Source organism: Streptomyces sp. NPDC043726 (assembly GCF_056436565.1).
Genome location: NZ_JBWKCI010000008.1, coordinates 116,152 through 138,426 on the forward strand (window position 1 = coordinate 116,152; position 22,275 = coordinate 138,426).

At 70.5% G+C, this 22,275-nt stretch carries 21 protein-coding genes; 1 reads left to right on the forward strand and 20 read right to left on the reverse strand.

The window, feature by feature from the left end:
* Nucleotides 1-52 precede the first annotated feature (52 nt).
* From carB to pyrR, 6 genes are all read right to left on the reverse strand, one after another.
* Nucleotides 53-3,361: a carbamoyl-phosphate synthase large subunit gene (gene carB, locus AC068Z_RS23695; RefSeq protein ID WP_478558920.1), complete on the reverse strand. Its 3,309-nt coding sequence runs from the start codon at nt 3,359-3,361 to the stop codon at nt 53-55.
* Nucleotides 3,354-4,496, reverse strand: a complete 1,143-nt coding sequence (carA, locus tag AC068Z_RS23700; protein WP_478558923.1) for a glutamine-hydrolyzing carbamoyl-phosphate synthase small subunit — start codon at nt 4,494-4,496, stop codon at nt 3,354-3,356. Before carA ends, carB begins: the two co-directional genes overlap by 8 nt.
* Nucleotides 4,493-5,053, reverse strand: coding sequence for a PH-like domain-containing protein (locus AC068Z_RS23705; RefSeq protein ID WP_478558926.1), 561 nt, complete (start codon nt 5,051-5,053; stop codon nt 4,493-4,495). The genes carA and AC068Z_RS23705 overlap by 4 nt, the downstream gene beginning before the upstream one ends.
* Nucleotides 5,050-6,336 carry a dihydroorotase gene (locus AC068Z_RS23710; protein WP_478558929.1) on the reverse strand — a complete coding sequence of 429 codons (1,287 nt, stop codon included), beginning with the start codon at nt 6,334-6,336 and terminating at the stop codon, nt 5,050-5,052. The genes AC068Z_RS23705 and AC068Z_RS23710 overlap by 4 nt, the downstream gene beginning before the upstream one ends.
* 5 nt (nt 6,337-6,341) lie before the next feature.
* Nucleotides 6,342-7,319, reverse strand: coding sequence for an aspartate carbamoyltransferase catalytic subunit (locus AC068Z_RS23715; RefSeq protein WP_451726023.1), 978 nt, complete (start codon nt 7,317-7,319; stop codon nt 6,342-6,344).
* 86 nt (nt 7,320-7,405) lie between these two features.
* Nucleotides 7,406-7,963 carry a bifunctional pyr operon transcriptional regulator/uracil phosphoribosyltransferase PyrR gene (gene pyrR / locus AC068Z_RS23720; protein ID WP_478558932.1) on the reverse strand — a complete coding sequence of 186 codons (558 nt, stop codon included), beginning with the start codon at nt 7,961-7,963 and terminating at the stop codon, nt 7,406-7,408.
* A gap of 249 nt (nt 7,964-8,212) precedes the next feature.
* On the opposite strand from pyrR, the gene bldD reads away from it, so the two are divergent.
* On the forward strand, nt 8,213-8,713 hold the full coding sequence (bldD, locus tag AC068Z_RS23725; RefSeq protein ID WP_030607052.1) for a transcriptional regulator BldD: 501 nt from the start codon (nt 8,213-8,215) through the stop codon (nt 8,711-8,713).
* A 185-nt stretch (nt 8,714-8,898) separates the two neighbouring features.
* Here the strand turns inward: bldD and nusB are convergent, their stop codons facing one another.
* From nusB to AC068Z_RS23795, 14 genes are all read right to left on the reverse strand, one after another.
* On the reverse strand, nt 8,899-9,330 hold the full coding sequence (gene nusB / locus AC068Z_RS23730) for a transcription antitermination factor NusB (RefSeq protein WP_478558937.1): 432 nt from the start codon (nt 9,328-9,330) through the stop codon (nt 8,899-8,901).
* A 2-nt stretch (nt 9,331-9,332) separates the two neighbouring features.
* Entirely contained in the window at nt 9,333-9,899 is a 567-nt protein-coding gene (gene efp / locus AC068Z_RS23735) for an elongation factor P (RefSeq protein ID WP_015661807.1), read from the reverse strand.
* Between the two features lie 52 nt (nt 9,900-9,951).
* Nucleotides 9,952-11,058 carry an aminopeptidase P family protein gene (locus AC068Z_RS23740; RefSeq protein ID WP_478558942.1) on the reverse strand — a complete coding sequence of 369 codons (1,107 nt, stop codon included), beginning with the start codon at nt 11,056-11,058 and terminating at the stop codon, nt 9,952-9,954.
* A 165-nt stretch (nt 11,059-11,223) separates the two neighbouring features.
* Nucleotides 11,224-12,096, reverse strand: coding sequence for a Pro-rich N-terminal domain-containing protein (locus AC068Z_RS23745; RefSeq protein ID WP_478558945.1), 873 nt, complete (start codon nt 12,094-12,096; stop codon nt 11,224-11,226).
* 165 nt (nt 12,097-12,261) lie between these two features.
* The gene (gene aroB, locus AC068Z_RS23750) at nt 12,262-13,353 is read right to left on the reverse strand and encodes a 3-dehydroquinate synthase (protein WP_478558948.1); all 1,092 of its coding nucleotides are present in this window, start codon (nt 13,351-13,353) and stop codon (nt 12,262-12,264) included.
* Entirely contained in the window at nt 13,350-13,862 is a 513-nt protein-coding gene (locus AC068Z_RS23755; RefSeq protein ID WP_478558951.1) for a shikimate kinase, read from the reverse strand. The genes aroB and AC068Z_RS23755 overlap by 4 nt, the downstream gene beginning before the upstream one ends.
* Nucleotides 13,859-15,043 carry a chorismate synthase gene (aroC, locus tag AC068Z_RS23760; RefSeq protein WP_478558954.1) on the reverse strand — a complete coding sequence of 395 codons (1,185 nt, stop codon included), beginning with the start codon at nt 15,041-15,043 and terminating at the stop codon, nt 13,859-13,861. The genes AC068Z_RS23755 and aroC overlap by 4 nt, the downstream gene beginning before the upstream one ends.
* Nucleotides 15,044-15,225: 182 nt before the next feature.
* Complete coding sequence (locus AC068Z_RS23765) at nt 15,226-15,510, reverse strand: hypothetical protein (RefSeq protein WP_478558957.1); 285 nt, start codon at nt 15,508-15,510, stop codon at nt 15,226-15,228.
* Between the two features lie 50 nt (nt 15,511-15,560).
* Nucleotides 15,561-16,403, reverse strand: coding sequence for a shikimate dehydrogenase (locus AC068Z_RS23770; RefSeq protein WP_478558960.1), 843 nt, complete (start codon nt 16,401-16,403; stop codon nt 15,561-15,563).
* An 11-nt stretch (nt 16,404-16,414) separates the two neighbouring features.
* Nucleotides 16,415-18,121, reverse strand: coding sequence for an endolytic transglycosylase MltG (mltG, locus tag AC068Z_RS23775; protein WP_478558963.1), 1,707 nt, complete (start codon nt 18,119-18,121; stop codon nt 16,415-16,417).
* Nucleotides 18,122-18,242: 121 nt separating this feature from the next.
* Entirely contained in the window at nt 18,243-18,707 is a 465-nt protein-coding gene (gene ruvX / locus AC068Z_RS23780) for a Holliday junction resolvase RuvX (RefSeq protein ID WP_451726011.1), read from the reverse strand.
* Nucleotides 18,707-21,379: an alanine--tRNA ligase gene (gene alaS, locus AC068Z_RS23785; protein ID WP_478558967.1), complete on the reverse strand. Its 2,673-nt coding sequence runs from the start codon at nt 21,377-21,379 to the stop codon at nt 18,707-18,709. The genes ruvX and alaS overlap by 1 nt, the downstream gene beginning before the upstream one ends.
* Entirely contained in the window at nt 21,379-21,729 is a 351-nt protein-coding gene (locus AC068Z_RS23790) for a hypothetical protein (protein WP_478558970.1), read from the reverse strand. Before AC068Z_RS23790 ends, alaS begins: the two co-directional genes overlap by 1 nt.
* Nucleotides 21,730-21,736: 7 nt before the next feature.
* A complete protein-coding gene (locus AC068Z_RS23795; RefSeq protein ID WP_451726008.1) occupies nt 21,737-22,180 on the reverse strand; it encodes a DUF948 domain-containing protein in 444 nt (147 codons plus the stop codon).
* Nucleotides 22,181-22,275 lie beyond the last annotated feature (95 nt).

Here is a 22,275-nt window from a genome sequence, read left to right on the forward strand (position 1 = left end):
TGGTGTCCTCACCAGAAGGGGGACACCGTTTCCGGTGTCCCCCTCAGGGCTGCTAGTCGCGGGCCGCCGTCAGGTGCTCGGCGTGTTCCTGGAGCGAACGGACGCCCACGTCACCGTGGTTGAGGGCGTCGATGCCCTGGACCGCGGCGGCCAGGGCCTGCACGGTCGTCAGACACGGCACGGACCGCGCCACGGCCGCCGTACGGATCTCGTAGCCGTCGAGGCGGCCGCCGGTGCCGTACGGGGTGTTGACGATGAGGTTGACCTCGCCGTCGTGGATGAGCTGGACGATGGTCTTCTCGCCGTTGGGTCCGGTGCCCTCGGACTGCTTGCGCACGACGGTGGCGTTGATGCCGTTGCGCTTGAGGACCTCGGCGGTGCCGGAGGTCGCGAGCAGCTCGAAGCCGTGCGCGACCAGCTCACGCGCGGGGAAGATCACCGAGCGCTTGTCGCGGTTGGCCACCGAGATGAAGGCACGGCCCTTGGTCGGCAGCGGACCGTAGGCGCCCGCCTGGGACTTCGCGTACGCCGTGCCGAAGACCGAGTCGATGCCCATGACCTCGCCGGTGGAGCGCATCTCCGGGCCCAGCACCGTGTCGACACCGCGGCCGTGGATGTCGCGGAACCGCGACCACGGCATGACGGCCTCCTTGACGGAGATCGGCGCGTCCAGCGGCAGCTCGCCGCCGTCGCCGTTCCGCGGCAGCAGCCCTTCGGCCCGCAGCTCGGCGATGGTCGCGCCCAGCGAGATCCGGGCGGCGGCCTTCGCCAGCGGCACCGCGGTCGCCTTGGAGGTGAACGGGACCGTGCGGGAGGCGCGCGGGTTGGCCTCCAGGACGTAGAGGATGTCACCGGCCATGGCGAACTGGATGTTGATCAGACCGCGCACTCCGACACCGCGGGCGATGGCCTCCGTGGAGGCCCGCAGCCGCTTGATGTCGTGGCCGCCGAGCGTGATCGGGGGCAGCGCGCACGCGGAGTCGCCGGAGTGGATGCCGGCCTCCTCGATGTGCTCCATCACGCCGCCGAGGTAGAGCTCGGTGCCGTCGTAGAGCGCGTCCACGTCGATCTCGATCGCGTCGTCCAGGAAGCGGTCGACGAGGACCGGCCGGGTCGGGCTGATCTCGGTCGACTCGGCGATGTAGGCGGCGAGGCGGGTCTCGTCGTAGACGATCTCCATGCCGCGCCCGCCGAGGACGTACGACGGCCGGACGAGGACCGGGTAGCCGATCTCGTCGGCGATGGCCTTGGCCTCGGCGAAGGTGGTGGCGGTGCCGTGCTTGGGGGCCGGGAGGCCGGCCTCGTGCAGGACGCGGCCGAAGGCGCCGCGGTCCTCGGCGGCGTGGATGGCCTCCGGGGAGGTGCCGACGATCGGCACGCCGTTGTCCTTCAGCGCCTGCGCCAGGCCCAGCGGGGTCTGACCACCGAGCTGGACCACCACACCCGCGATCGGGCCGGCCAGGGACTCCGCGTGGACGATCTCCAGGACGTCCTCGAGGGTCAGCGGCTCGAAGTACAGGCGATCGGAGGTGTCGTAGTCCGTGGAGACGGTCTCCGGGTTGCAGTTGACCATCACGGTCTCGTACCCGGCCTCGCTCAGCGCGAAGGAGGCGTGGACGCAGGAGTAGTCGAACTCGATGCCCTGGCCGATGCGGTTCGGGCCCGAGCCCAGGATGATCACCGCGGGCTTCTCGCGCGGCGCGACCTCGGTCTCCTCGTCGTAGGAGGAGTAGAAGTACGGCGTCTTCGCGGCGAACTCGGCCGCGCAGGTGTCGACCGTCTTGTAGACCGGGCGCAGGCCCAGCGCGTGCCGCACCTCGCGCACGACGTCCTCGCGCAGCCCGCGGATCTCGCCGATCTGCTGGTCGGAGAAGCCGTGCCGCTTGGCCTCGGCGAGCAGCTCGGGGGTGAGCTCGCGCGCCTCGGCGAGTTCGTCCGCGATCTCCTTGATCAGGAAGAGCTGGTCGACGAACCAGGGGTCGATCTTCGTGTACTCGAAGACCTCCTCCGGCGTGGCGCCCGCGCGGATCGCCTGCATGACCGTGTTGATCCGGCCGTCGGTGGGACGGACGGCCTCGGCGAGCAGGGCGGCCTTGTCGCCGGGCTCCCCGACGAAGGTGAACTGCGAACCCTTCTTCTCCAGGGAGCGCATCGCCTTCTGGAAGGCCTCGGTGAAGTTCCGGCCGATCGCCATGGCCTCGCCGACCGACTTCATGGTGGTCGTCAGCGTGGAGTCCGCGGACGGGAACTTCTCGAACGCGAACCGCGGGGCCTTCACGACCACGTAGTCGAGCGTCGGCTCGAAGGAGGCCGGGGTCTCCTGCGTGATGTCGTTCGGGATCTCGTCCAGGGTGTAGCCGACGGCCAGCTTCGCCGCGATCTTCGCGATCGGGAAACCGGTCGCCTTGGAGGCGAGCGCGGAGGAGCGGGACACGCGCGGGTTCATCTCGATGACGATGACCCGGCCGTCCTCGGGGTTCACCGCGAACTGGATGTTGCAGCCACCGGTGTCGACGCCCACCTCGCGGATGATCGCGATACCGACGTCGCGCAGCACCTGGTACTCGCGGTCCGTCAGCGTCATCGCCGGGGCGACGGTGATGGAGTCGCCGGTGTGCACGCCCATCGGGTCGAAGTTCTCGATGGAGCAGACGACCACGACGTTGTCGTGCTTGTCGCGCATCAGCTCCAGCTCGTACTCCTTCCAGCCGAGGATGGACTCCTCCAGGAGCACCTCGGTGGTCGGCGAGAGCGTCAGGCCCTGCCCGGCGATGCGGCGCAGCGCCTCCTCGTCGTGCGCGAAGCCGGAGCCGGCGCCGCCCATGGTGAAGGACGGGCGGACCACGACCGGGTAGCCGCCGAGGGTCTCGACGCCCTTGAGGACGTCGTCCATGGAGTGGCAGATGACCGAGCGGGCGGACTCGCCGTGCCCGATCTTGCCTCGGACTGCCTCGACGACCTCCTTGAAGAGGTCGCGGTCCTCGCCCTTGTTGATCGCCTCGACGTTGGCGCCGATCAGCTCGACGTTGTACTTCTCCAGCGTGCCTGCCGCGTGCAGCGAGATCGCCGTGTTCAGCGCCGTCTGACCGCCCAGCGTGGGCAGCAGGGCGTCCGGGCGCTCCTTGGCGATGATCTTCTCGACGAACTCCGGGGTGATCGGCTCGACGTAGGTCGCGTCCGCGATCTCCGGGTCGGTCATGATCGTCGCCGGGTTGGAGTTCACGAGGATGACACGCAGGCCCTCGGCGCGCAGGATGCGGCACGCCTGGGTCCCGGAGTAGTCGAACTCGGCGGCCTGGCCGATGACGATCGGGCCGGAGCCGATGACCAGGACGGACTGGATATCGGTGCGCTTAGGCACGCTGGCCCTCCATCAGGGAAACGAAGCGGTCGAACAGGTAGGCGGCGTCGTGCGGTCCCGCTGCCGCTTCGGGGTGGTACTGGACGCTGAAGGCCGGCCGGTCGAGGAGCTGCAGGCCCTCCACCACGTTGTCGTTGAGGCAGACGTGGGAGACCTCGGCGCGGCCGTAGGGGGTCTCGGAGACCTGGTCGAGCGGCGCGTCGACGGCGAAGCCGTGGTTGTGCGCGGTGACCTCGACCTTGCCGGTCGTACGGTCCTGCACGGGCTGGTTGATGCCGCGGTGGCCGTACTTCAGCTTGTAGGTGCCGAAGCCGAGGGCGCGGCCGAGGATCTGGTTGCCGAAGCAGATCCCGAAGAGCGGGGTGCCGCGCTCCAGGACCGCCCGCATGACGGAGACCGGGTGGTCGGCGGTGGACGGGTCACCGGGGCCGTTGGAGAAGAACACGCCGTCCGGGTTCACGGCGTAGACGTCCTCGGCGGTCGCCGTGGCCGGCAGCACGTGCACCTCGATGCCGCGCTCGGCCATCCGGTGCGGGGTCATGCCCTTGATGCCGAGGTCGACGGCGGCGACGGTGAACTTCTTCTCGCCGACCGCGGGGACGACGTACGCCTCCTTGGTCGCGACCTCGGCGGAGAGGTCGGCGCCCTTCATCTCCGGGGCCTGGCGGACCTCGGCGAGCATGGTGCCCTCGTCGGGCAGGGCGTTGCCGGAGAAGATGCCGACGCGCATGGCGCCGCGCTCGCGCAGGTGGCGGGTGAGCGCGCGGGTGTCGATGCCGGAGATCCCGACGACGCCCTGGTGGCGCAGCTCGTCGTCCAGCGAGCGCCGGGAGCGCCAGTTGGACGGCACGCGCGCGGGGTCGCGCACGACGTAACCGGCGACCCAGATCCGCTTGCTCTCCGGGTCCTCGTCGTTGACGCCGGTGTTGCCGACGTGCGGCGCGGTCATCACGACGACCTGGCGGTGATACGACGGGTCGGTGAGGGTCTCCTGGTAGCCGGTCATGCCGGTGGAGAACACGGCCTCGCCGAAGGTCACCCCCACGGCCCCGTAGGCACGGCCGCGGAAGATCCGGCCGTCCTCCAGGACGAGGACGGCGGGAACCTTGGTGGCTCCCCTTGTGGAGGTCGTCATCGTGCGCCTTCCGTCTTGTTGATCATCTGGTTCAGGGTGTCGACCCACTCGGTGTGCTCGGCGGCCGTGTCCGAGCGGAAGCCGGAGTCGATCATTCGGTCGCCGTGCGCCCAGGTCACGACGAGCAGTCCGCCCTCGGTGAGGACCTTGCCGGCGATGCCCTTGTCGAGCCGGGCCTCGCGCAGCTGTTCGGCCGGGACGAAGAAGTCGTTCGCGCCGGGGCGTACGACGTCCAGGCCCGCGTCCGTCAGGGTGAGCTCGACCCGGCTGCGGGTACCGAGGCCGTGCGCCACGATGCGGTCGAGCCACTGCCCCGCGGTCGTGGAGCCGTGGTACCGGCCGCTCATGCTCAGTCTGACCGGGCCCGGCTCTTCGGGCGCGCTGGGCAGCTCCGGCAGGTCGCCCTGGAGCGTGCCGCGCCATTTCCAGCCCTCGCGCATCAGCCAGTAGACGAGCGCGACGAAGAGGGCGAGGCCGACGAGCCAGCCGATGCGGGCGGCCCAGTCGGTCACCTCGGCCGACTTCTGTTCGGCGGCGATGGTCAGGAGTGGTGTCACGTGAGCTTCCCGTCGACGAGCGTGGCCTTGCCCCGGAGCCACGTGTGCGTGACACGGCCCGGCAGCTCACGCCCCTGGTACGGAGTGTTGCGGCTGCGCGAGGCGAAGCCCGCGGGGTCCACGGACCCACGGTATTCCGTGTCGAGGAGCGTGAGGTTGGCGGGCTCACCAGCCGAGACGGGACGGCCGTGGCCCTTCGCCTGCCCGATCTCGGCGGGCTTGAAGGACATGCGCGCGGCGACCCCGGCCCAGTCGAGGAGCCCGGTGTCGACCATGGTCTCCTGTACCACTGACAACGCGGTCTCCAGGCCGACCATGCCCATGGCGGCGGCGGCCCACTCGCAGTCCTTGTCCTCGTGCGGGTGCGGGGCGTGGTCGGTGGCGACGATGTCGATCGTGCCGTCCGCGAGGGCTTCGCGCAGCGCCATCACGTCACGCTCGGTGCGCAGCGGCGGGTTGACCTTGTAGACCGGGTTGTACGTGCGGACCAGCTCGTCGGTGAGGAGCAGGTGGTGCGGGGTGACCTCGGCGGTCACGTCGATGCCGCGGGACTTGGCCCAGCGGACGATCTCCACCGAGCCGGCGGTCGAGAGGTGGCAGATGTGGACGCGGGAGCCGACGTGCTCGGCGAGCAGGACGTCCCGGGCGATGATCGACTCCTCGGCCACCGCCGGCCAGCCGCCGAGGCCCAGCTCGGCGGAGACGACGCCCTCGTTCATCTGGGCGCCCTCGGTCAGCCGGGGCTCCTGCGCGTGCTGGGCGACGACACCGCCGAAGGCCTTCACGTACTCCAGCGCCCGCCGCATGATCACGGCGTCGTCGACGCACTTGCCGTCGTCGGAGAAGACGGTGACCCCGGCGGCCGACTCGTGCATGGCGCCCAGCTCGGCGAGCTTCTTGCCCTCCAGGCCGACGGTGACGGCGCCGATGGGCTGCACGTCGCAGTAGCCGTGCTCCTTGCCGAGCCGCCAGACCTGCTCGACGACGCCGGCGGTGTCGGCGACGGGGAAGGTGTTGGCCATGGCGAACACGGCGGTGTAGCCGCCGGAGGCGGCGGCGCGGGTGCCGGTCAGGACGGTCTCGGAGTCCTCGCGGCCCGGCTCGCGCAGATGGGTGTGCAGGTCGACCAGGCCCGGCAGCAACACCTTGCCGGCCGCCTCGACGACCTCGGCGCCCTCGGCCGACAGACCGGCTCCCACCTCGGCGATCACGTCGCCGTCGATCAGCACGTCCTGCGGCTCGCCGCCGAGCACCTTCGCACCACGGATCAGGATCTTGCTCATCTGTCTTACTTCTCCTCGATACGGGTGTGGCTGACGGCGGGCTCGCTGCCGCCCAGCAGCAGGTACAGGACGGCCATCCGGATGGAGACTCCGTTTGCGACCTGCTCGATGGCGGTGCAGCGCTCGGAGTCGGCGACCTCGGCGGTGATCTCCATGCCCCGGACCATCGGGCCCGGGTGCATCACGATGGCGTGCTCGGGCATCTTCGCCATGCGGTCGCCGTCGAGACCGTAGCGCCGCGAGTACTCGCGCTCGGTCGGGAAGAACGCGGCGTTCATCCGCTCGCGCTGGACGCGGAGCATCATCACCGCGTCGGACTTGGGAAGCGTGCTGTCGAGGTCGTAACTCACCTCGCAGGGCCAGGTCTCCACGCCGACCGGCACCAGCGTCGGCGGGGCGACCAGGGTGACCTCGGCGCCGAGCGTGTGCAGCAGGTCGACGTTGGAGCGGGCGACACGGCTGTGCAGGACGTCGCCGACGATCGTGATCCGCTTGCCGGCCAGGTCCTGGCCGAGCCCGGCGTCCCGGCCGACCAGCCGGCGGCGCATGGTGAAGGCGTCGAGCAGCGACTGGGTCGGGTGCTGGTGGGTGCCGTCACCGGCGTTGATGACGGCGGCGTCGATCCAGCCCGAGTTGGCGAGGCGGTACGGCGCTCCCGAGGCGCCGTGCCGGATCACCACGGCGTCGACGCCCATGGCCTCCAGCGTCTGGGCGGTGTCCTTCAGGGACTCGCCCTTGGAGACGCTGGATCCCTTGGCGGAGAAGTTGATGACGTCCGCGGACAGCCGCTTCTCGGCCGCCTCGAAGGAGATCCGGGTGCGCGTGGAGTCCTCGAAGAAGAGGTTGACGACGGTACGGCCGCGCAGGGTCGGCAGTTTCTTGATGGGCCGGTCGGCCACCCGGGCCATCTCCTCGGCGGTGTCGAGGATCTGGACGGCGTCGTCGCGGGTGAGGTCGGCGGCCGAGATGAGATGACGCTGCATCTGTCAGGCTCCGTAAGGCAGTTCAGGTTTCGGGAGATTCGGGGCAGGTCAGGGCATGCCGAGGGCCGGCATGTCCCGTCGGCCTGCTACTGGGTCTGCTTCACACCGAGCAGCACGGTGTCGCGACCGTCCTCCTCGGTGAGCTGGACCTTGACCGTCTCCCGCAACGACGTGGGGAGGTTCTTGCCGACGTAGTCGGCGCGGATGGGCAGTTCCCGGTGGCCGCGGTCGACGAGCACGGCGAGCTGCACCGCGCGCGGGCGGCCGATGTCGCCCAGCGCGTCGAGGGCGGCGCGGATGGTGCGGCCGGAGAAGAGCACGTCGTCGACGAGGACGACGAGGCGGCCGTCGATCCCGTCACCGGGGATCTCGGTGCGGGCCAGCGCACGCGGCGGGTGCATGCGCAGGTCGTCGCGGTACATGGTGATGTCCAGCGAGCCGACCGGGATCTTGCGTTCGGTGATCTCTTCGAGCTTGACGGCGAGCCGCCGGGCGAGGAAGACGCCGCGGGTGGGGATGCCGAGGAGCACCACGTCGTCGGCGCCCTTGGCGCGTTCGACGATCTCGTGGGCGATGCGGGTCAAGACCCGCGCGATGTCGGGGCCTTCGAGAACGGGCCGCGCATCGGACGCTTGAATGTCCATACGAAAAGGACCTCCTTCTCCGCCTCACGGGACGGACCTTAAAGGACGTCGGGTTTGCGTCATCCACCGTAGCAGGCCGGGAAACGGACCCGGATCACCCCCTTGGCCCAACGGATCGCCGCCACCACGGAAGAGTCGGTGTGGACCATTCGGCTTGACGCACAAGAGTCACGCTGCGTAACCTCACAGTGAGTTACCAGCCGCGCGGCAGGAAGGCCGGCCGCGTCGACACAGTGTCCGGGGAGCTATATGTCCAGCGAATACGCCAAACAGCTCGGGGCCAAGCTCCGGGCCATCCGCACCCAGCAGGGCCTTTCCCTCCACGGTGTCGAGGAGAAGTCCCAGGGACGCTGGAAGGCCGTGGTGGTCGGTTCGTACGAGCGCGGCGACCGAGCCGTGACCGTACAGCGCCTTGCCGAGTTGGCGGATTTCTACGGCGTTCCGGTCCAGGAGCTGCTCCCGGGCACCACGCCGGGCGGCGCCGCCGAGCCGCCGCCGAAGCTGGTCCTGGACCTGGAGCGGCTGGCCCACGTCCCGGCCGAGAAGGCCGGCCCCCTCCAGCGCTACGCCGCGACGATCCAGTCGCAGCGCGGTGACTACAACGGCAAGGTGCTCTCGATCCGCCAGGACGACCTGCGCACACTGGCCGTCATCTACGACCAGTCCCCCTCGGTCCTCACCGAGCAGCTGATCAGCTGGGGTGTGCTGGACGCCGACGCCCGTCGCGCGGTGGCCCACGAGGAGAGCTGACCCTTCTGCCGACTGAGCAGAAACGTGCCGCCGGGCACCAGGACCGAGAGGTTCTGGTGCCCGGCGGCTTTTTGCTTGCCCCGCGGGCGCGTGCTTCACGGCGCCGTCAGGGAGTCGCCGGGCGCACAGACGCCGGGGGCCCGCAGCGTGTCGCTGCGGGCCCCCGGCGTTCGTTGTACCGCGGCTCACGCCTCGCGGCGCAGCGTGGGCTTGAGCTCCTTCAGACGGCCGAGCAGGCCGTTGACGAAGGCCGGCGACTCGTCCGTGGAGAACTCCTTGGCCAGCTGCACCATCTCGTCCAGCACGACGGCGTCCGGGGTCTCGTCGACCCAGATCAGCTCGTGGGCGCCGAGCCGCAGGATGTTGCGGTCGACGACCGGCATGCGGTCCAGCGTCCAGCCGACCGAGTACTGGGCGATCAGCTCGTCGATCCGCCTCGCGTGCTCCGCGTAGCCCTCGACCAGCTGCATCGTGTACTCGCTCACCGGCGGCTGCCGGGTGTCGGCCCGGGAGAGCCGGACCCAGTCCGCGAGGACCGTCAGGACGTCGGCGCCGCGCTGGTCGCCCTCGAAGAGGATCTGGAAGGCGCGCTTGCGGGCCGTGTTGCGGGCAGCCACGGTTAGCTGTTCACCCGGCCGAGGTAGTCGCTCGTGCGGGTGTCGACCTTGATCTTCTCACCGGTGGTGATGAAGAGCGGGACCTGGATCTGGTGGCCGGTCTCCAGGGTGGCGGGCTTGGTGCCACCGGTGGAGCGGTCGCCCTGGACGCCCGGCTCGGTCTCCTGGATGACGAGCTCGACGGCGGCCGGCAGCTCGACGAAGAGCACCTCGCCCTCGTGCTGCGCGACGGTGGCGGTGAAGCCCTCGATCAGGAAGTTGGCGGCGTCGCCGACGGCCTTGCGGTCGACCATGAGCTGGTCGTAGGTCTCCATGTCCATGAAGACGAAGTACTCGCCGTCCATGTAGGAGAACTGCATGTCCCGCTTGTCGACGGTGGCCGTCTCGACCTTCACGCCGGCGTTGAAGGTCTTGTCGACGACCTTCCCGGACAGCACGTTCTTGAGCTTGGTGCGCACGAAGGCCGGGCCCTTGCCGGGCTTGACGTGCTGGAACTCGACGACGGACCAGAGCTGGCCGCCTTCGAGCTTGAGCACCATGCCGTTCTTGAGGTCGTTCGTGGAAGCCACGGTTGCGGAATCTCCTGGACTGACGTGGACGACCCCGGGGGCACGCACCTGCCTATAGTGCGAGCAGCTCCTTGGTCGTGATGGTGAGTAGCTCGGGTCCGCCGTCCGCCTCGGGGCGGACGACGAGCGTGTCATCGATCCGGACGCCGCCCCGGCCCGGGAGGTGAACCCCCGGTTCGACGGTGACCGGCACGCAAGCGTCCAGTTTACCCATGGCCGCGGGGGCCAACTGCGGGTCCTCGTCGATTTCGAGTCCGACGCCGTGACCGGTGAGCGGTGGCAGCCCCTCCGCATGCCCCGCGGAGTCCAGTACCTGACGTGCCGCACGGTCCACGTCCCGGTAGGCCATGCCGGGCGCGAGGGACTCCCGCCCGGCGCGCTGAGCGGCGAAGACGAGGTCGTACAGCTCGATCTGCCAGTCCGCGGGAGACGTGCCGATGACGAAGGTACGGCCGATCTCGCAGCGGTAGCCGCGGTAGGTGGCCCCCAGGCACACGGAGAGGAAGTCGCCCTCCTCGACACGCCGGTCCGTCGGGCGGTGAGCGCGTCGGCCGGAGTTCGGACCGGTCGCGACGGAAGTGGGGAAGGCGGGACCGTCGGCGCCGTGGTCGACGAGCCGGCGCTCCAGTTCCAGCGCGAGATGCCGTTCGGTGCGGCCGACGAGGATGGACTCCAGCAGCTCGCCGAGGGCCTGGTCGGCGATCTCGGCGCCGATGCGGAGGCAGGAGATCTCCTCCTCGTCCTTGACCACCCTGAGCTGTTCCACCGCTCCCCCGAGATCGGCCAGGCGGAGCCGGGGGGCCACGGAGCGGATCGCCCGGTGCCGGGCGACGGTGAGGTGGTGTTCCTCGACGGCGAGGCAGTCCGCGCGCTGCGCCTCGGCGAGATCCGCGGCGGCCACCGCCGGGTCGCCGCCGGCGCCGGGGAGTTTGTGCACGCGCAGGGACTCGTCCAGGCGGGCTTCCGCGGGGCGGTCGTCGGGCGGGTCGGTGCACACCAGGACGTCCTCGGTGCGGCCGATCAGCAGAACGGCTCGCTTGGGGGCGGCGCCCGCGAGGTACCGCACGTTGGCGGGGCGGGTGACCAGTGCGGCTTGGCTGCCGCCGGCTTGGCAGCGGTCCCTGAGTGTTGCTCTGCGGGTGGCGTACACCTCTGACATGACTCGAGCGTAGGAGTCTTGTCGGGTTTGTGCTGGTTGGGAGGGCGTTCGGGGGACGGGGTGCCAGGAGCGGTCGTGCGCCGGGTGCGGCCTGGTGGGGGTTGCTCGCGCAGTTCCCCGGCGCCCCTTATAGGTACGTACAGGTCCCCGGCGCCCTTGAGTTCCCTACCAGCTCGGCGGGCTCGCTATCGACCGTGCCAGTACGTCGTCCAGGACCTGTGCCGTCTGTGGGACGTCGAGCTGGGAGTTGTCGATGATCGGCAGGCCCGAGCCGTACCAGCCCGCCATGCGGCCGTGGATGCGGGCGACCTCCTCGTCGGTGAGGCGGCGGTTGCCCGAGCGTTCCGCGTTGCGCTCCAGGACGATCTCCAGGCCCGGCAGCAGGACCACCGGCAGCAGTCCCGGGCCCACGTGCCGCTTCCAGCCGCCGAGGCCGACGACGGGGCGGTCCGGGAAGACGGCGTCGTCGAGGATGCAGGAGATGCCGTTGGCCAGGAAGTTCCGCGCGGCGAAGCCGCAGGTGCGGCGGGCCAGGCGGTACTGGGCCTCGGAGTGGTCGTTCCAGCCGGTCTGCGGGTCGGCGAAGCCGGAGCGGACCCACTCGCGGACGTCGTCGAGGCTGATGTGGGCCGTGGGGACCCGGCGATGGTCGGCCCAGTACTTGGCGACGCTCGTCTTGCCGGCGCCCGCCGGGCCGATCAGCAGCACCGCGAGGGTCGTGGCGGCCGGATCGGGCACGGCCGGGGTGCTCGGCATGGCGACCGGGCCACCGGGCGGCAGCGGCACATGGCCGGTGGTGTCCGGGGGCGGCGACTGCGGGACGTGCTGAGGCGCCGGGGGCTGCGGCACGTGCGCGGGTGCCGAGTGCTGCGGGGCCGGCGGAACCGGGCCCGGAGGCGGAGCCGCGTATCCCGGGGGTACCGGCGCTGCCCCCTGGTGCGGGGGACCTGCGTGCTGTGCGGCCGGTGACCAGCCGACGGCCGGTCCGTGCCCCGGCTGGTGGGGCGGCGGCAGCGGAGAACCCACTGCGTGCTGCATCCGGTGCCACTCCATCTCGTACGGGCCATGGGCGCTGGCAGCGAGGCGCTGGCCCCGCTCCCTACCGAACGGTACCGCCCCCGGCCGCCGATTGGTGAACGGCCGGGGGCGGTCCGAAGTGCCCATCCCCACAGGAAAATCGGGCGTTACGACGTGCCCGGGGACTTACTGGCCCACTTCTCCGTAGGCGGCGAGCAGCACCGCCGGATCCGGACCCTCCAGAACGGTCGGCTTGGCGAGGCCGTCCAGGACGATGAAGCGGAGCAGGTCGCCGCGGGACTTCTTGTCGACCTTCATGGTCTCCAGCAGCTTGGGCCACTGGTCGTAGCGGTAGTGCAGCGGAAGGCCCACCGCCTCCAGGATCGAACGGTGCCGGTCGGCGGTCGCGTCGTCCAGACGGCCCGCGAGTCGCCCCAGTTCGGCGGCGAAGTGCATGCCGACGGCCACCGCGGCGCCGTGGCGCCACTGGTAGCGCTCGTTCTTCTCGATGGCGTGGCCGAGGGTGTGGCCGTAGTTGAGGATCTCGCGCAGGCCCGACTCCTTGAGGTCGGAGGAGACCACTTCGGCCTTCACCCGGATCGAGCGCTCGATCAGCTCGGCGGTGTGCGGGCCCTCGGGGGTGCGGGCGGCCTGGGGGTCGGACTCGATGAGGTCGAGGATCGCCGGGTCGGCGATGAAGCCGGCCTTGATGATCTCGGCGAGTCCGGAGACGTAGTCGTTGACCGGGAGCGAGTCCAGCGCGGCCAGGTCGCACAGGACGCCGGCGGGCGGGTGGAAGGCGCCGACGAGGTTCTTGCCCTCGGCGGTGTTGATGCCGGTCTTGCCGCCGACGGCCGCGTCGACCATCGCCAGGACGGTGGTGGGCACCGCGATCCAGCGCACCCCGCGCAGCCAGGTCGCCGCGACGAACCCGGCGAGGTCGGTGGTGGCGCCGCCGCCGACGCCGACGACGACGTCGGTGCGGGTGAAGCCGGACTGACCGAGCGCCTTCCAGCAGTAGGCGGCGACCTCGGCGGTCTTGGCCTCCTCCGCGTTCGGCACCTGGATGGCGACGGCCTCGTAGCCCTGCTCGACGAGGTCGGCGCGCAGCGCGTCGCCGGTCTCCGCGAGCGCCTCGGGGTGGATGACCGCGACCCGCTTGACCCGGTCGCCGATCAACCCGCCGAGCTCGCCCAGGAGCTGACGGCCCACCAGGACCTCGTACGGCTCACTGCCCGCCGTGCCGCCGACCTGGATCCGCGTCACTGCCTCGCTCATGCTTCCTTCAACTCCAGTGCGTCCAGGGCGGCTTCGGTGACTTCCTCGGGCGTACGGCCATCCGTGGCGACGACCGCCGTGGCGATCCCCTCGTACAGGTGCCGGCGCGCCTCCATCAGCTCGCGCCACTGCTTGCGCGGGTTGACGGCGAGCAGCGGGCGAGCGGCGTTGAGGCCGGTGCGCTGGACCGCCTCCTCGACGTCCATCGAGAGATAGACGACCTGCAGTCCGGCGAGCGCGGCGCGCGTGCCCTCGTCCAGGATCGCGCCGCCGCCCAGCGCGAGGACGCCCTCGTGCTCGGTCAGCGCCCGCAGCACGGCCTGCTTCTCGATCGCGCGGAAGGCGGTCTCGCCCTCGTCGACGAAGATCTCGGCGATGGTCCGGCCCTGCTCGGCGACGATGTCGTCGTCCGAGTCCCGGTACCCCACCCCGAGCCGCTCGGCCAGCAGCCGCCCGACGGTGGACTTGCCCACGCCCATCGGGCCGACGAGCACCACCACCGGGGTCATCGGATCGCCAGGTTGTCGAGGTACGACCGGACGTTGCGACGGGTCTCCGCCACGTTGTCGCCGCCGAACTTCTCCGCCACCGCGTCCGCGAGGACGAGGGCCACCATGGCCTCGGCGACGATACCCGCGGCCGGGACCGCCGAGACGTCCGAGCGCTGGTGGTGGGCCTGGGCGGCCTCGCCGGTGGTGACGTCCACCGTCTGCAGGGCGCGCGGCACGGTCGCGATGGGCTTCATCGCCGCGCGGACCCGCAGCAGCTCACCGGTGGTCAGACCACCCTCGGTGCCACCGGAACGCCCGGAGACCCGCTTGATGCCCTCCGGCGTGTTGACGATCTCGTCGTGCGCCTGAGAGCCCGGCACCCGCGCCAGCTCGAACCCGTCACCGACCTCGACACCCTTGATCGCCTGGATCCCCATGAGGGCCCCGGCGAGCCGAGCGTCCAGCTTGCGGTCCCAGTGCACATGCGAGCCGAGGCCCACCGGCACGCCGTAGGCCAGGATCTCGACCACGCCGCCGAGAGTGTCACCGTCCTTGTGGGCCTGGTCGACCTCCGCGACCATCGCCTTCGACGCGTCCGCGTCCAGGCAGCGCAGCGGGTCGGCGTCCAGCCTCTCGACGTCGGCCGGCGTCGGGTACACACCGTGCGGGGCCTTCACCGAGCACAGCTCCACGACATGGCTGACGATCTCGATCCCGGCGGTCTCCTTCAGGTACGACCGCGCCACCGCGCCGAGCGCCACCCGCGCCGCCGTCTCACGCGCCGAGGCGCGCTCCAGGATCGGCCGGGCCTCGTCGAAGCCGTACTTCTGCATGCCGGCGAGGTCCGCGTGACCGGGGCGGGGCCGGGTCAGCGGCGCGTTGCGGGCGAGCCCGGCGAGGATCTCCTCGTCGACCGGGTCGGCCGCCATGACCTGCTCCCACTTGGGCCACTCGGTGTTGCCGACCATGACGGCCACCGGGGAGCCGAGGGTCAGGCCGTGCCGGACGCCGCCGAGGAAGGTGACCTCGTCGCGCTCGAACTTCATCCGCGCACCGCGGCCATAGCCGAGCCGGCGCCGGGCCAGGTGGTCCGCCACCATCTCCGTCGTGATCGGCACGCCGGCCGGAAGGCCCTCCAGCGTCGCCACGAGTGCGGGGCCGTGGGACTCCCCCGCGGTCAGCCAGCGCAACCTGCTCAACGATGCTCCTCAGTGCTCGCGCCCTGGTACTGCCCTTCGTACGCGTGTCCTCGCGTACGGCGACGGCTGAACCAGGTGCGCGGCCCCGGCCCGCCACTTCCGATCCTCCCACGTCCCGGGCCGGTCCCCGGCCGCCGGTCCATCAGTCGGACGCGAATGTGTCAGCCCGCGGCGCGGCCACGTCATCGGACGGAGCCGTCCTCCGCCCGCCGCTGCGGGGCGTACGCGCCCAGGTAATCGGCGCCGCTGCCCTGGTCGTACCGCGCGGCCGCCGGGACGGGCTGGGCCTGAGCCTGGCGCAGGGCGCGACGGTGAGCGATCTTGTTGCGGAGCTTCAGGCCCCAGGCCGCCAGAACGGCCACGACGATCAGGACGAGCACGGTGTTCTGCACCCAGTCGGGCAGGAACCACAGCAGGCTCTCGAAGATCTGGCTCTTGGCGGACGCCAGCGACATGCCGTTGGACATCGAACGTTCTTCCCCTCCCGGTCCCGCCCCCTGCGGAACCGGAGTGGATCTTAGCGGGCCTCGAGCGCGTGTTCGCCCGCTTTCCGCATGGCGTCCAGCGGGGCCGGGGCGAGGCCCGTCATCTGCTCGACCTGGAGCACGGCCTGGTGCACCAGGAGGTCGAGTCCGCTGACGACCGCCCCGCCGAACATGGACCAGCGGGCGGCGAGTTCGGTGGGCCACGGCTCGTAGAGCACGTCGAACAGGGTCGTCGGCCGCTCCGGTACGGCGGAGGCCAGCTCGTCGGTCGTACCGGCCGGGGTGGTGGCGACGACCAGGGGCGCGTGGAGTGCCTCGGCGGCGTCGGCCCAGTCCGCCGTACGCACCTCGATGTCGAGCCGCTCGCCCCACTGCCGCATCTCCGCGGCGCGGGCGGCGCTGCGGACGTAGGCCACGACCTCGCCGGTGCAGACGCGCGCGAGGGCGGCCAGCGCGGAGGACGCGGTGGCGCCGGCGCCCAGGATCGCCGCGGAGTCGACCTGTTCGATGCCGCGTTCGCGCAGTGCGGCGACCATGCCGGGGATGTCGGTGTTGTCGCCGACCCGGCGGCCGTCCTCGGTGAAGACGACGGTGTTGACCGCCTCCACCGAGCGGGCCGTCTCGCTGATCTCGTCGAGCAGCGGGATGACCGCCCGCTTCAGCGGCATGGTCAGCGACAGCCCGGCCCACTCGGGACCGAGTTCCGCGAAGAACCCGGGCAGCGCTGCCTCGTCCACCTCGAACCGGTCGTACGTCCAACCGGTGAGCGCCAGCTCCTCGTAGGCGGCGCGGTGCAGCACCGGTGAGAGGGAGTGGGCGATGGGCGAGCCGAGCACGGCGGCCCGGCGGCGGGCGTCTGCGGCCCGAGCTGTCATGGAACCTGTCCTCAGTCGTCGTTCCGCGAGGCGTTGAACTTCTCGACGAGCTTCTCGTGCTCGGCGAGCGTCTTGGTGAACTTGCTGGTCTTGCCGTCCAGCGAGATGAAGTAGTACCAGCCGTCACTGGTCGGGTTCAGCGCGCCCTTCAGCGCCTCTTCCCCGGGGTTGTCGATGGGACCGGGCGGCAGCCCCTTGACGTAGTACGTGTTGTACGGGTTGTTGTACTGCTTCAGCTCGGCGATCGTCAGGTCGATCTTGCTCTGGTTCTTGATGTAGTTGTACGTGGAGTCGAACTCCAGAGCGCCGTACGTCTGCGGGTTGCCCGGCTCCAGGCGGTTGTAGACGACCTCGGCCATCTTCCGGAAGTCGTCGTGGCTGGTGCCCTCGGCCTGCGCCAGGCTCGCCACGGTGAGCAGTTCCCAGGGCCCGTCGAGTCCCAGGCTCTCGGCCTTCTTCTCCAGGCCGAGCTCCTCGTACTTCTCCGTGGCCCGGGCGACCATCTCCTTCAGGACGTCCTCCGGCTTGTCGCCCTTTCCGGCCGCGTAGCTGGAGGGGTACAGGAAGCCTTCGAGCGGGTCCTTCACGTCCTCGTGACCCTGCGCCCAGTCGGGCAGCCCGAGGTCGTCGTACTTCTCCTCGGCGACCTTCGCCGTGGTGCCCTTCTCCAGGCCGAGACGGGTGTCGATCTCCTTGTAGACCGCGACATTACGCGTGCCTTCGGGGACGACCAGGTTGTTCTGGCTCTTGGGGTCGAGCATCATCTCGACCGCGCTCTCGGCGGACATCTGCTTGTTCAGCAGGTACGAGCCGGCCTGGATGGTGCCCGCCCGGTCGTTCTGGGTGAACGCGGAGACGAACGCGTCGACGCTCTTGACCACGCCCGCGTCCTTGAGCATCCGCCCGATGGCGGCGCCGCCGGCGCCCTTGGGAACGGTGATGGAGACCGTCTCGTCGGTGCCGTCGCCCGCGTAGTCCGGGGCCGAGGCGAAACGATTTTGGTAGAACTGGTACCCGAAATACCCGACTCCGGCGACACCGCCGCCGAACACCAGCAGTACCACCAGACAGGCGCACCCGCTGCGGCGTTTCTTCTCCTTGCCGCCCCGGCCCCGTCGTTCGCCCCGCCCGCGCCGGTCGCCCGGCTCGTCGTCGAGGTCGTCGTCATCGTCGCCGCCACCGCCCGCGAAGAAGGCGTGCTCCCCCTGGTCGGGGCCCGGGTCCCAGTCGGTCTGCGGCTCCGGCTCGGCCTGCCGGCGGCCCGGCGGCTCCGGCGGGGGGTACGCCTCGGGCGTGCCGTAGTAGTCCGGCTGCTGTCCGCCGTAGGTCGCGGCCTGCTGGCCGTACGGGTCCGAGGGGTCGGGGTACTGGACATGCGGATGCGTGCCGGTGCCCCAGCCGCCGTCCCCGTACCCCTGCTGGCCCTGCCCCTGGTACTGCTGGCCGTGTCCCTGCTGGTACTGCTGCTGGCCCTGGTACTGCTGCTGGTCGTACTGGTGCGGGTACTGCTGCTGCTCCTGGCCGTATCCGCCCTGCTGACCGGTGCCCCAGTCGCCGTACTGCGGCTGCTGCGGCTGCTCTGGATAGTGCTGCGGCTGGCCGCCGTAGGGGGACTGCTGACCCTGCTGGGCCTGCTGTCCTCCCCATCCGTCGTCCCCGTAGTACGGGTCCTCGGGATGCCACGGTTCGGAGCCTTGGCCCCGGCCATACTCAGTCATCGATCCCCTAGAGCCGCGAGGCGGCGGTCGCGCGGCTTCCGGCCCGGCTTCCGTTCCGCCTCTCTCTGTGCGGCGGCTGTTCGAACACCGCCGCATCGCGCGGAACGTTACCGTATCGCGATCAGATGACCACTTCGACGCCCTCGCCCGGTGCTTTACCTGACACCCGTTCGGATTCGAGCGCCTGCTGGAGGATGATCACAGCGGCTGCCTGGTCGATGACCGATCTGCCCTTTTTCGACTTCACGCCCGAGGCGCGCAGTCCCTGACTGGCCGTCACCGTGGTCATTCTCTCGTCCACGAGCCGCACCGGGACGGGCGCGATGCCCTGGGCGAGCTCCTGGGCGAAGCCGCGGACCTTGACCGCGGCCGGGCCCTCGCCCCCCTTGAGGGAGCGCGGGAGCCCGACGACGACCTCGATCGGCTCGTACTCCTCGACCAGCTGCTTCAACCGGCGCTGGGCCGCGGGGATGTCCCGGCCGGGGACCGTCTCCACCGGAGTGGCGAGGATCCCGTCGGGGTCGCACGAGGCGACCCCGATCCGGGCGTCCCCGACGTCGATGGCGAGCCGACGTCCTCTGCGCATTACTTGGCCGTCTCCCCGACCAGACGCTCCACGGCGTCGACGGCCTCGCCGATCGCGGCCGGGTTCTGGCCGCCGCCCTGGGCGACGTCCGGCTTGCCGCCACCGCCGCCGCCGAGGGTCTTGGCGGCCGTACGGACCAGGTCACCGGCTTTCAGGCCGCGCTCGCGGGCGGGCTCGTTGGTGGCGATGACCGTGAGCGGCTTGCCGTTGTTCACGGTGAACAGGGCGACCACGGCGGCCCGGCCGCCCTGGATGCGGCCGCGCACGTCGAGGACCAGCTTGCGCAGGTCGTCGGGGGTCGTGCCGTCCGGGACCTGGCCGGTGACCACCGCGATGCCGCGGATGTCCTTGGCGGACTCGACGAGCCCGGCCGCGGCCTGGAGGACCTTCTCGGCGCGGAACTTCTCGATCTCCTTCTCGGCGTCCTTCAGCTTGCCGAGCATGGCGGAGACCTTCTCCGGGAGCTCCTCGGGACGGCCCTTGATCAGCTCCTGGAGCTGGGCGACCACGGTGTGCTCACGGGCGAGGAAGTTGTAGGCGTCCACGCCGACCAGGGCCTCGATACGGCGCACGCCCGAGCCGATGGAGGACTCGCCGAGCAGCTTGACCAGGCCGAGCTGGGCGGTGTTGTGGACGTGGGTACCGCCGCACAGCTCCTTGGAGAAGTCGCCGATGGTCACCACGCGGACCCGCTCGCCGTACTTCTCGCCGAACTCGGCGATGGCGCCCTGCTTCTTGGCCTCGTCGATGCCCATGACCTCGGCGTGCACGTCGAGATCGCGGGCGAGCACCTCGTTGATCTTCTGCTCGACGTCGGTCATCACGGCCGTCGGAACGGCGGACGGCGAACCGAAGTCGAAGCGGAAGCGGCCGGGCTGGTTCTCGGAACCGGCCTGGGCGGCCGTCGGGCCGAGGGCGTCGCGCAGGGCCTGGTGGGTGAGGTGGGTGGCCGAGTGGGCGCGGGCGATGGCGGTACGCCGGCGGCCGTCGATCGAGGCGTGGGCCTTGGCGCCGACGGTGACCTCGCCGAACTGGACGACGCCCTTGTGGACGTAGACGCCCGGGACCGGCTTCTGGCAGTCGCGGATCTCGATGACGGCACCCGAGTCGACCTTGATGCGGCCGGTGTCGCCGATCTGGCCACCGCCCTCGGCGTAGAAGGGGGTGCGGTCGAGGACGATCTCGACCTCGTCGCCCTCGGTGGCGGCCGGGGAGGAGGCGCCGTCGACGAGGATGCCGACGATCGTGGACTCGCCCTCGGTGTCGCTGTAGCCGATGAACTCGGTCTCACCGGCGCTGTCCGCGATCTCGCGGTAGGCGCCCATGTCGGCGTGACCGGTCTTCTTGGCCTGGGCGTCGGCCTTGGCGCGCTCGCGCTGCTCCTTCATCAGGCGCCGGAAGCCGTCCTCGTCCACGGACAGGCCCTGCTCGGCGGCCATCTCCAGGGTGAGGTCGATCGGGAAGCCCCAGGTGTCGTGGAGCAGGAACGCCTTGTCGCCGGAGAGGACGGTGCCGCCGGCGGACTTGGTGTCGGTGACGGCGGTGTCGAGGATGTTGGTGCCGGCCTTGAGCGTCTTGAGGAAGGCGTTCTCCTCGGCCAGGGCGACCTTCTCGATGCGCTCGCGGTCGGTGACCAGCTCGGGGTACTGCTGGCCCATCATGCCGATCACGACGTCGATCAGGTCCTTGACGACCGGACCGGTGGCGCCCAACAGGCGCATGTTGCGGATGGCGCGGCGCATGATGCGGCGCAGGACGTAGCCGCGGCCCTCGTTGCCGGGGGTCACGCCGTCGCCGATGAGCATCACGGAGGTGCGCATGTGGTCGGTGACCACGCGCAGGGAGACGTCCGAGTCGTGGGCGTCGCCGTAGGCCACGCCGGTCAGCTCGGTGGCCTTCTTGATGACGGCCATGGAGGTGTCGATCTCGTACATGTTCTGCACGCCCTGCAGAATCATGGCGAGCCGCTCGAGGCCGAGGCCGGTGTCGATGTTCTGGCTCGGCAGGTCTCCGAGGATCTCGAAGTTGTCCTTGCCGATGCCCTCGCCCCGCTCGTACTGCATGAAGACGAGGTTCCAGATCTCCACGTACCGCTCGTCGTTGACGGCGGGGCCGCCCTCGACGCCGAACTCGGGGCCGCGGTCGTAGTTGATCTCGGAGCACGGGCCGCAGGGGCCGGGGACGCCCATGGACCAGTAGTTGTCCTTCATGCCGAGGCGCTGGATGCGCTCCTTAGGCACCCCGACGACCTCGTGCCAGATGCGCTCGGCCTCGTCGTCGTCCTTGTAGACGGTGATCCAGAGCTTCTCCGGCTCCAGGCCGTAACCACCCTTGTCCTGGGGGCTGGTGAGCAGCTCCCAGGCGTACTTGATGGCGCCTTCCTTGAAGTAGTCGCCGAAGGAGAAGTTGCCGCACATCTGGAAGAACGTGCCGTGCCGGGTGGTCTTGCCGACCTCTTCGATGTCCGGGGTGCGCACGCACTTCTGGACGCTGGTGGCGCGGGCGTAGGGCGCCTTGACCTCACCCAGGAAGTAGGGCTTGAAGGGCACCATGCCGGCCGGGACGAGGAGCAGAGTCGGGTCGTCCGCGATGAGCGACGCCGAAGGGACGACGGTGTGCCCGCGCTCCTCGAAGAAGCTCAGCCAGCGGCGGCGGATCTCAGCCGACTCCATCAGTGGTCCTCATTCCGGTTGTACGAGTACGTCGTGTCGTCGATGACGTACTTCTTCGGCTTGTTGCGGTTCTCGATCGCGGCGTGGCGCCGCGGCGCGGGGAGTTCGGGGTCCGCGTGGATGCCCAGCGCGTCCTCCAGCTCGGCCTCCCGCTGGGCCATGTTGTCGCGGACGTCGAGCGCGAAGCCCACGGCGCGGTCCTTGAGCCGGTTCCCGGCCTCGAGCGCCTTGTTGGCGGCCTGCGTGGCCAGGTGCTCGGGGGTCAGCTGCTTGATCTTGCGGTTGACCTTGGTGGTGGCCCACACACCGGCCGCGACACCCGTGGTGAACCAGAAGGTACGGCGGAACATCGCTCGGTCAGCCCTTCTTCCGCTTGTCCCGCCGTGCGGCCGGAACCGTGCGGCCCACGATCACGGTACGCCGGGGTTCCTTGACGGGCACGTCGTCCTTGCGGCCCGCGATGGCCCGGCGCACGCCGTAGCCGAAGGCCGCCACCTTGACCAGGGGGCCGCCGAAGGTGGAGGCCACCGTGGTGGACAGCGCGGAGGCGTTGGAGGTGACCTCCTGGACGTCGGAGGCGATGGCGTCGACCCGGTCGATCTGGGTCTGCGCCGAGCGCACCGCCGACGACGCGTCCGCCAGGAGCGGGACGGCCTGATCGGTCACTTCCGCGACCAGCTTGGTGGTGGCCCGGAGCGTCTGGGCCAGCCTCACCAGTGCCACGGCGAGGAAGGAGACCAGGATCGCCCAGAACACGGCCACCAGGATCCCGGCCACCTCTCCACCGGACACTGTGTGCACCCGCTCCCTGATACGTGCCTCAACATCGAAAAGTCCTGGGTCGAGCCTATCGCGCCGGGCGCGGGGCTCCGTACCGGATTACCGCCCGCGCGCGG

Excerpts from the sequence above, each read along its gene's own strand:
- carA (WP_478558923.1), bottom strand. The coding sequence starts at position 4,496 with ATGACGACCTCCACAAGGGGAGCCACCAAGGTTCCCGCCGTCCTCGTC.
- AC068Z_RS23710 (WP_478558929.1), bottom strand. The coding sequence starts at position 6,336 with ATGAGCAAGATCCTGATCCGTGGTGCGAAGGTGCTCGGCGGCGAGCCG.
- AC068Z_RS23715 (WP_451726023.1), bottom strand. The coding sequence starts at position 7,319 with ATGCAGCGTCATCTCATCTCGGCCGCCGACCTCACCCGCGACGACGCC.
- pyrR (WP_478558932.1), bottom strand. The coding sequence starts at position 7,963 with ATGGACATTCAAGCGTCCGATGCGCGGCCCGTTCTCGAAGGCCCCGAC.
- bldD (WP_030607052.1), top strand. The coding sequence starts at position 8,213 with ATGTCCAGCGAATACGCCAAACAGCTCGGGGCCAAGCTCCGGGCCATC.
- AC068Z_RS23740 (WP_478558942.1), bottom strand. The coding sequence starts at position 11,058 with ATGTCAGAGGTGTACGCCACCCGCAGAGCAACACTCAGGGACCGCTGC.
- AC068Z_RS23745 (WP_478558945.1), bottom strand. The coding sequence starts at position 12,096 with ATGCAGCACGCAGTGGGTTCTCCGCTGCCGCCGCCCCACCAGCCGGGG.
- aroB (WP_478558948.1), bottom strand. The coding sequence starts at position 13,353 with ATGAGCGAGGCAGTGACGCGGATCCAGGTCGGCGGCACGGCGGGCAGT.
- AC068Z_RS23755 (WP_478558951.1), bottom strand. The coding sequence starts at position 13,862 with ATGACCCCGGTGGTGGTGCTCGTCGGCCCGATGGGCGTGGGCAAGTCC.
- AC068Z_RS23765 (WP_478558957.1), bottom strand. The coding sequence starts at position 15,510 with ATGTCCAACGGCATGTCGCTGGCGTCCGCCAAGAGCCAGATCTTCGAG.
- AC068Z_RS23770 (WP_478558960.1), bottom strand. The coding sequence starts at position 16,403 with ATGACAGCTCGGGCCGCAGACGCCCGCCGCCGGGCCGCCGTGCTCGGC.
- mltG (WP_478558963.1), bottom strand. The coding sequence starts at position 18,121 with ATGACTGAGTATGGCCGGGGCCAAGGCTCCGAACCGTGGCATCCCGAG.
- ruvX (WP_451726011.1), bottom strand. The coding sequence starts at position 18,707 with ATGCGCAGAGGACGTCGGCTCGCCATCGACGTCGGGGACGCCCGGATC.
- alaS (WP_478558967.1), bottom strand. The coding sequence starts at position 21,379 with ATGGAGTCGGCTGAGATCCGCCGCCGCTGGCTGAGCTTCTTCGAGGAG.
- AC068Z_RS23790 (WP_478558970.1), bottom strand. The coding sequence starts at position 21,729 with ATGTTCCGCCGTACCTTCTGGTTCACCACGGGTGTCGCGGCCGGTGTG.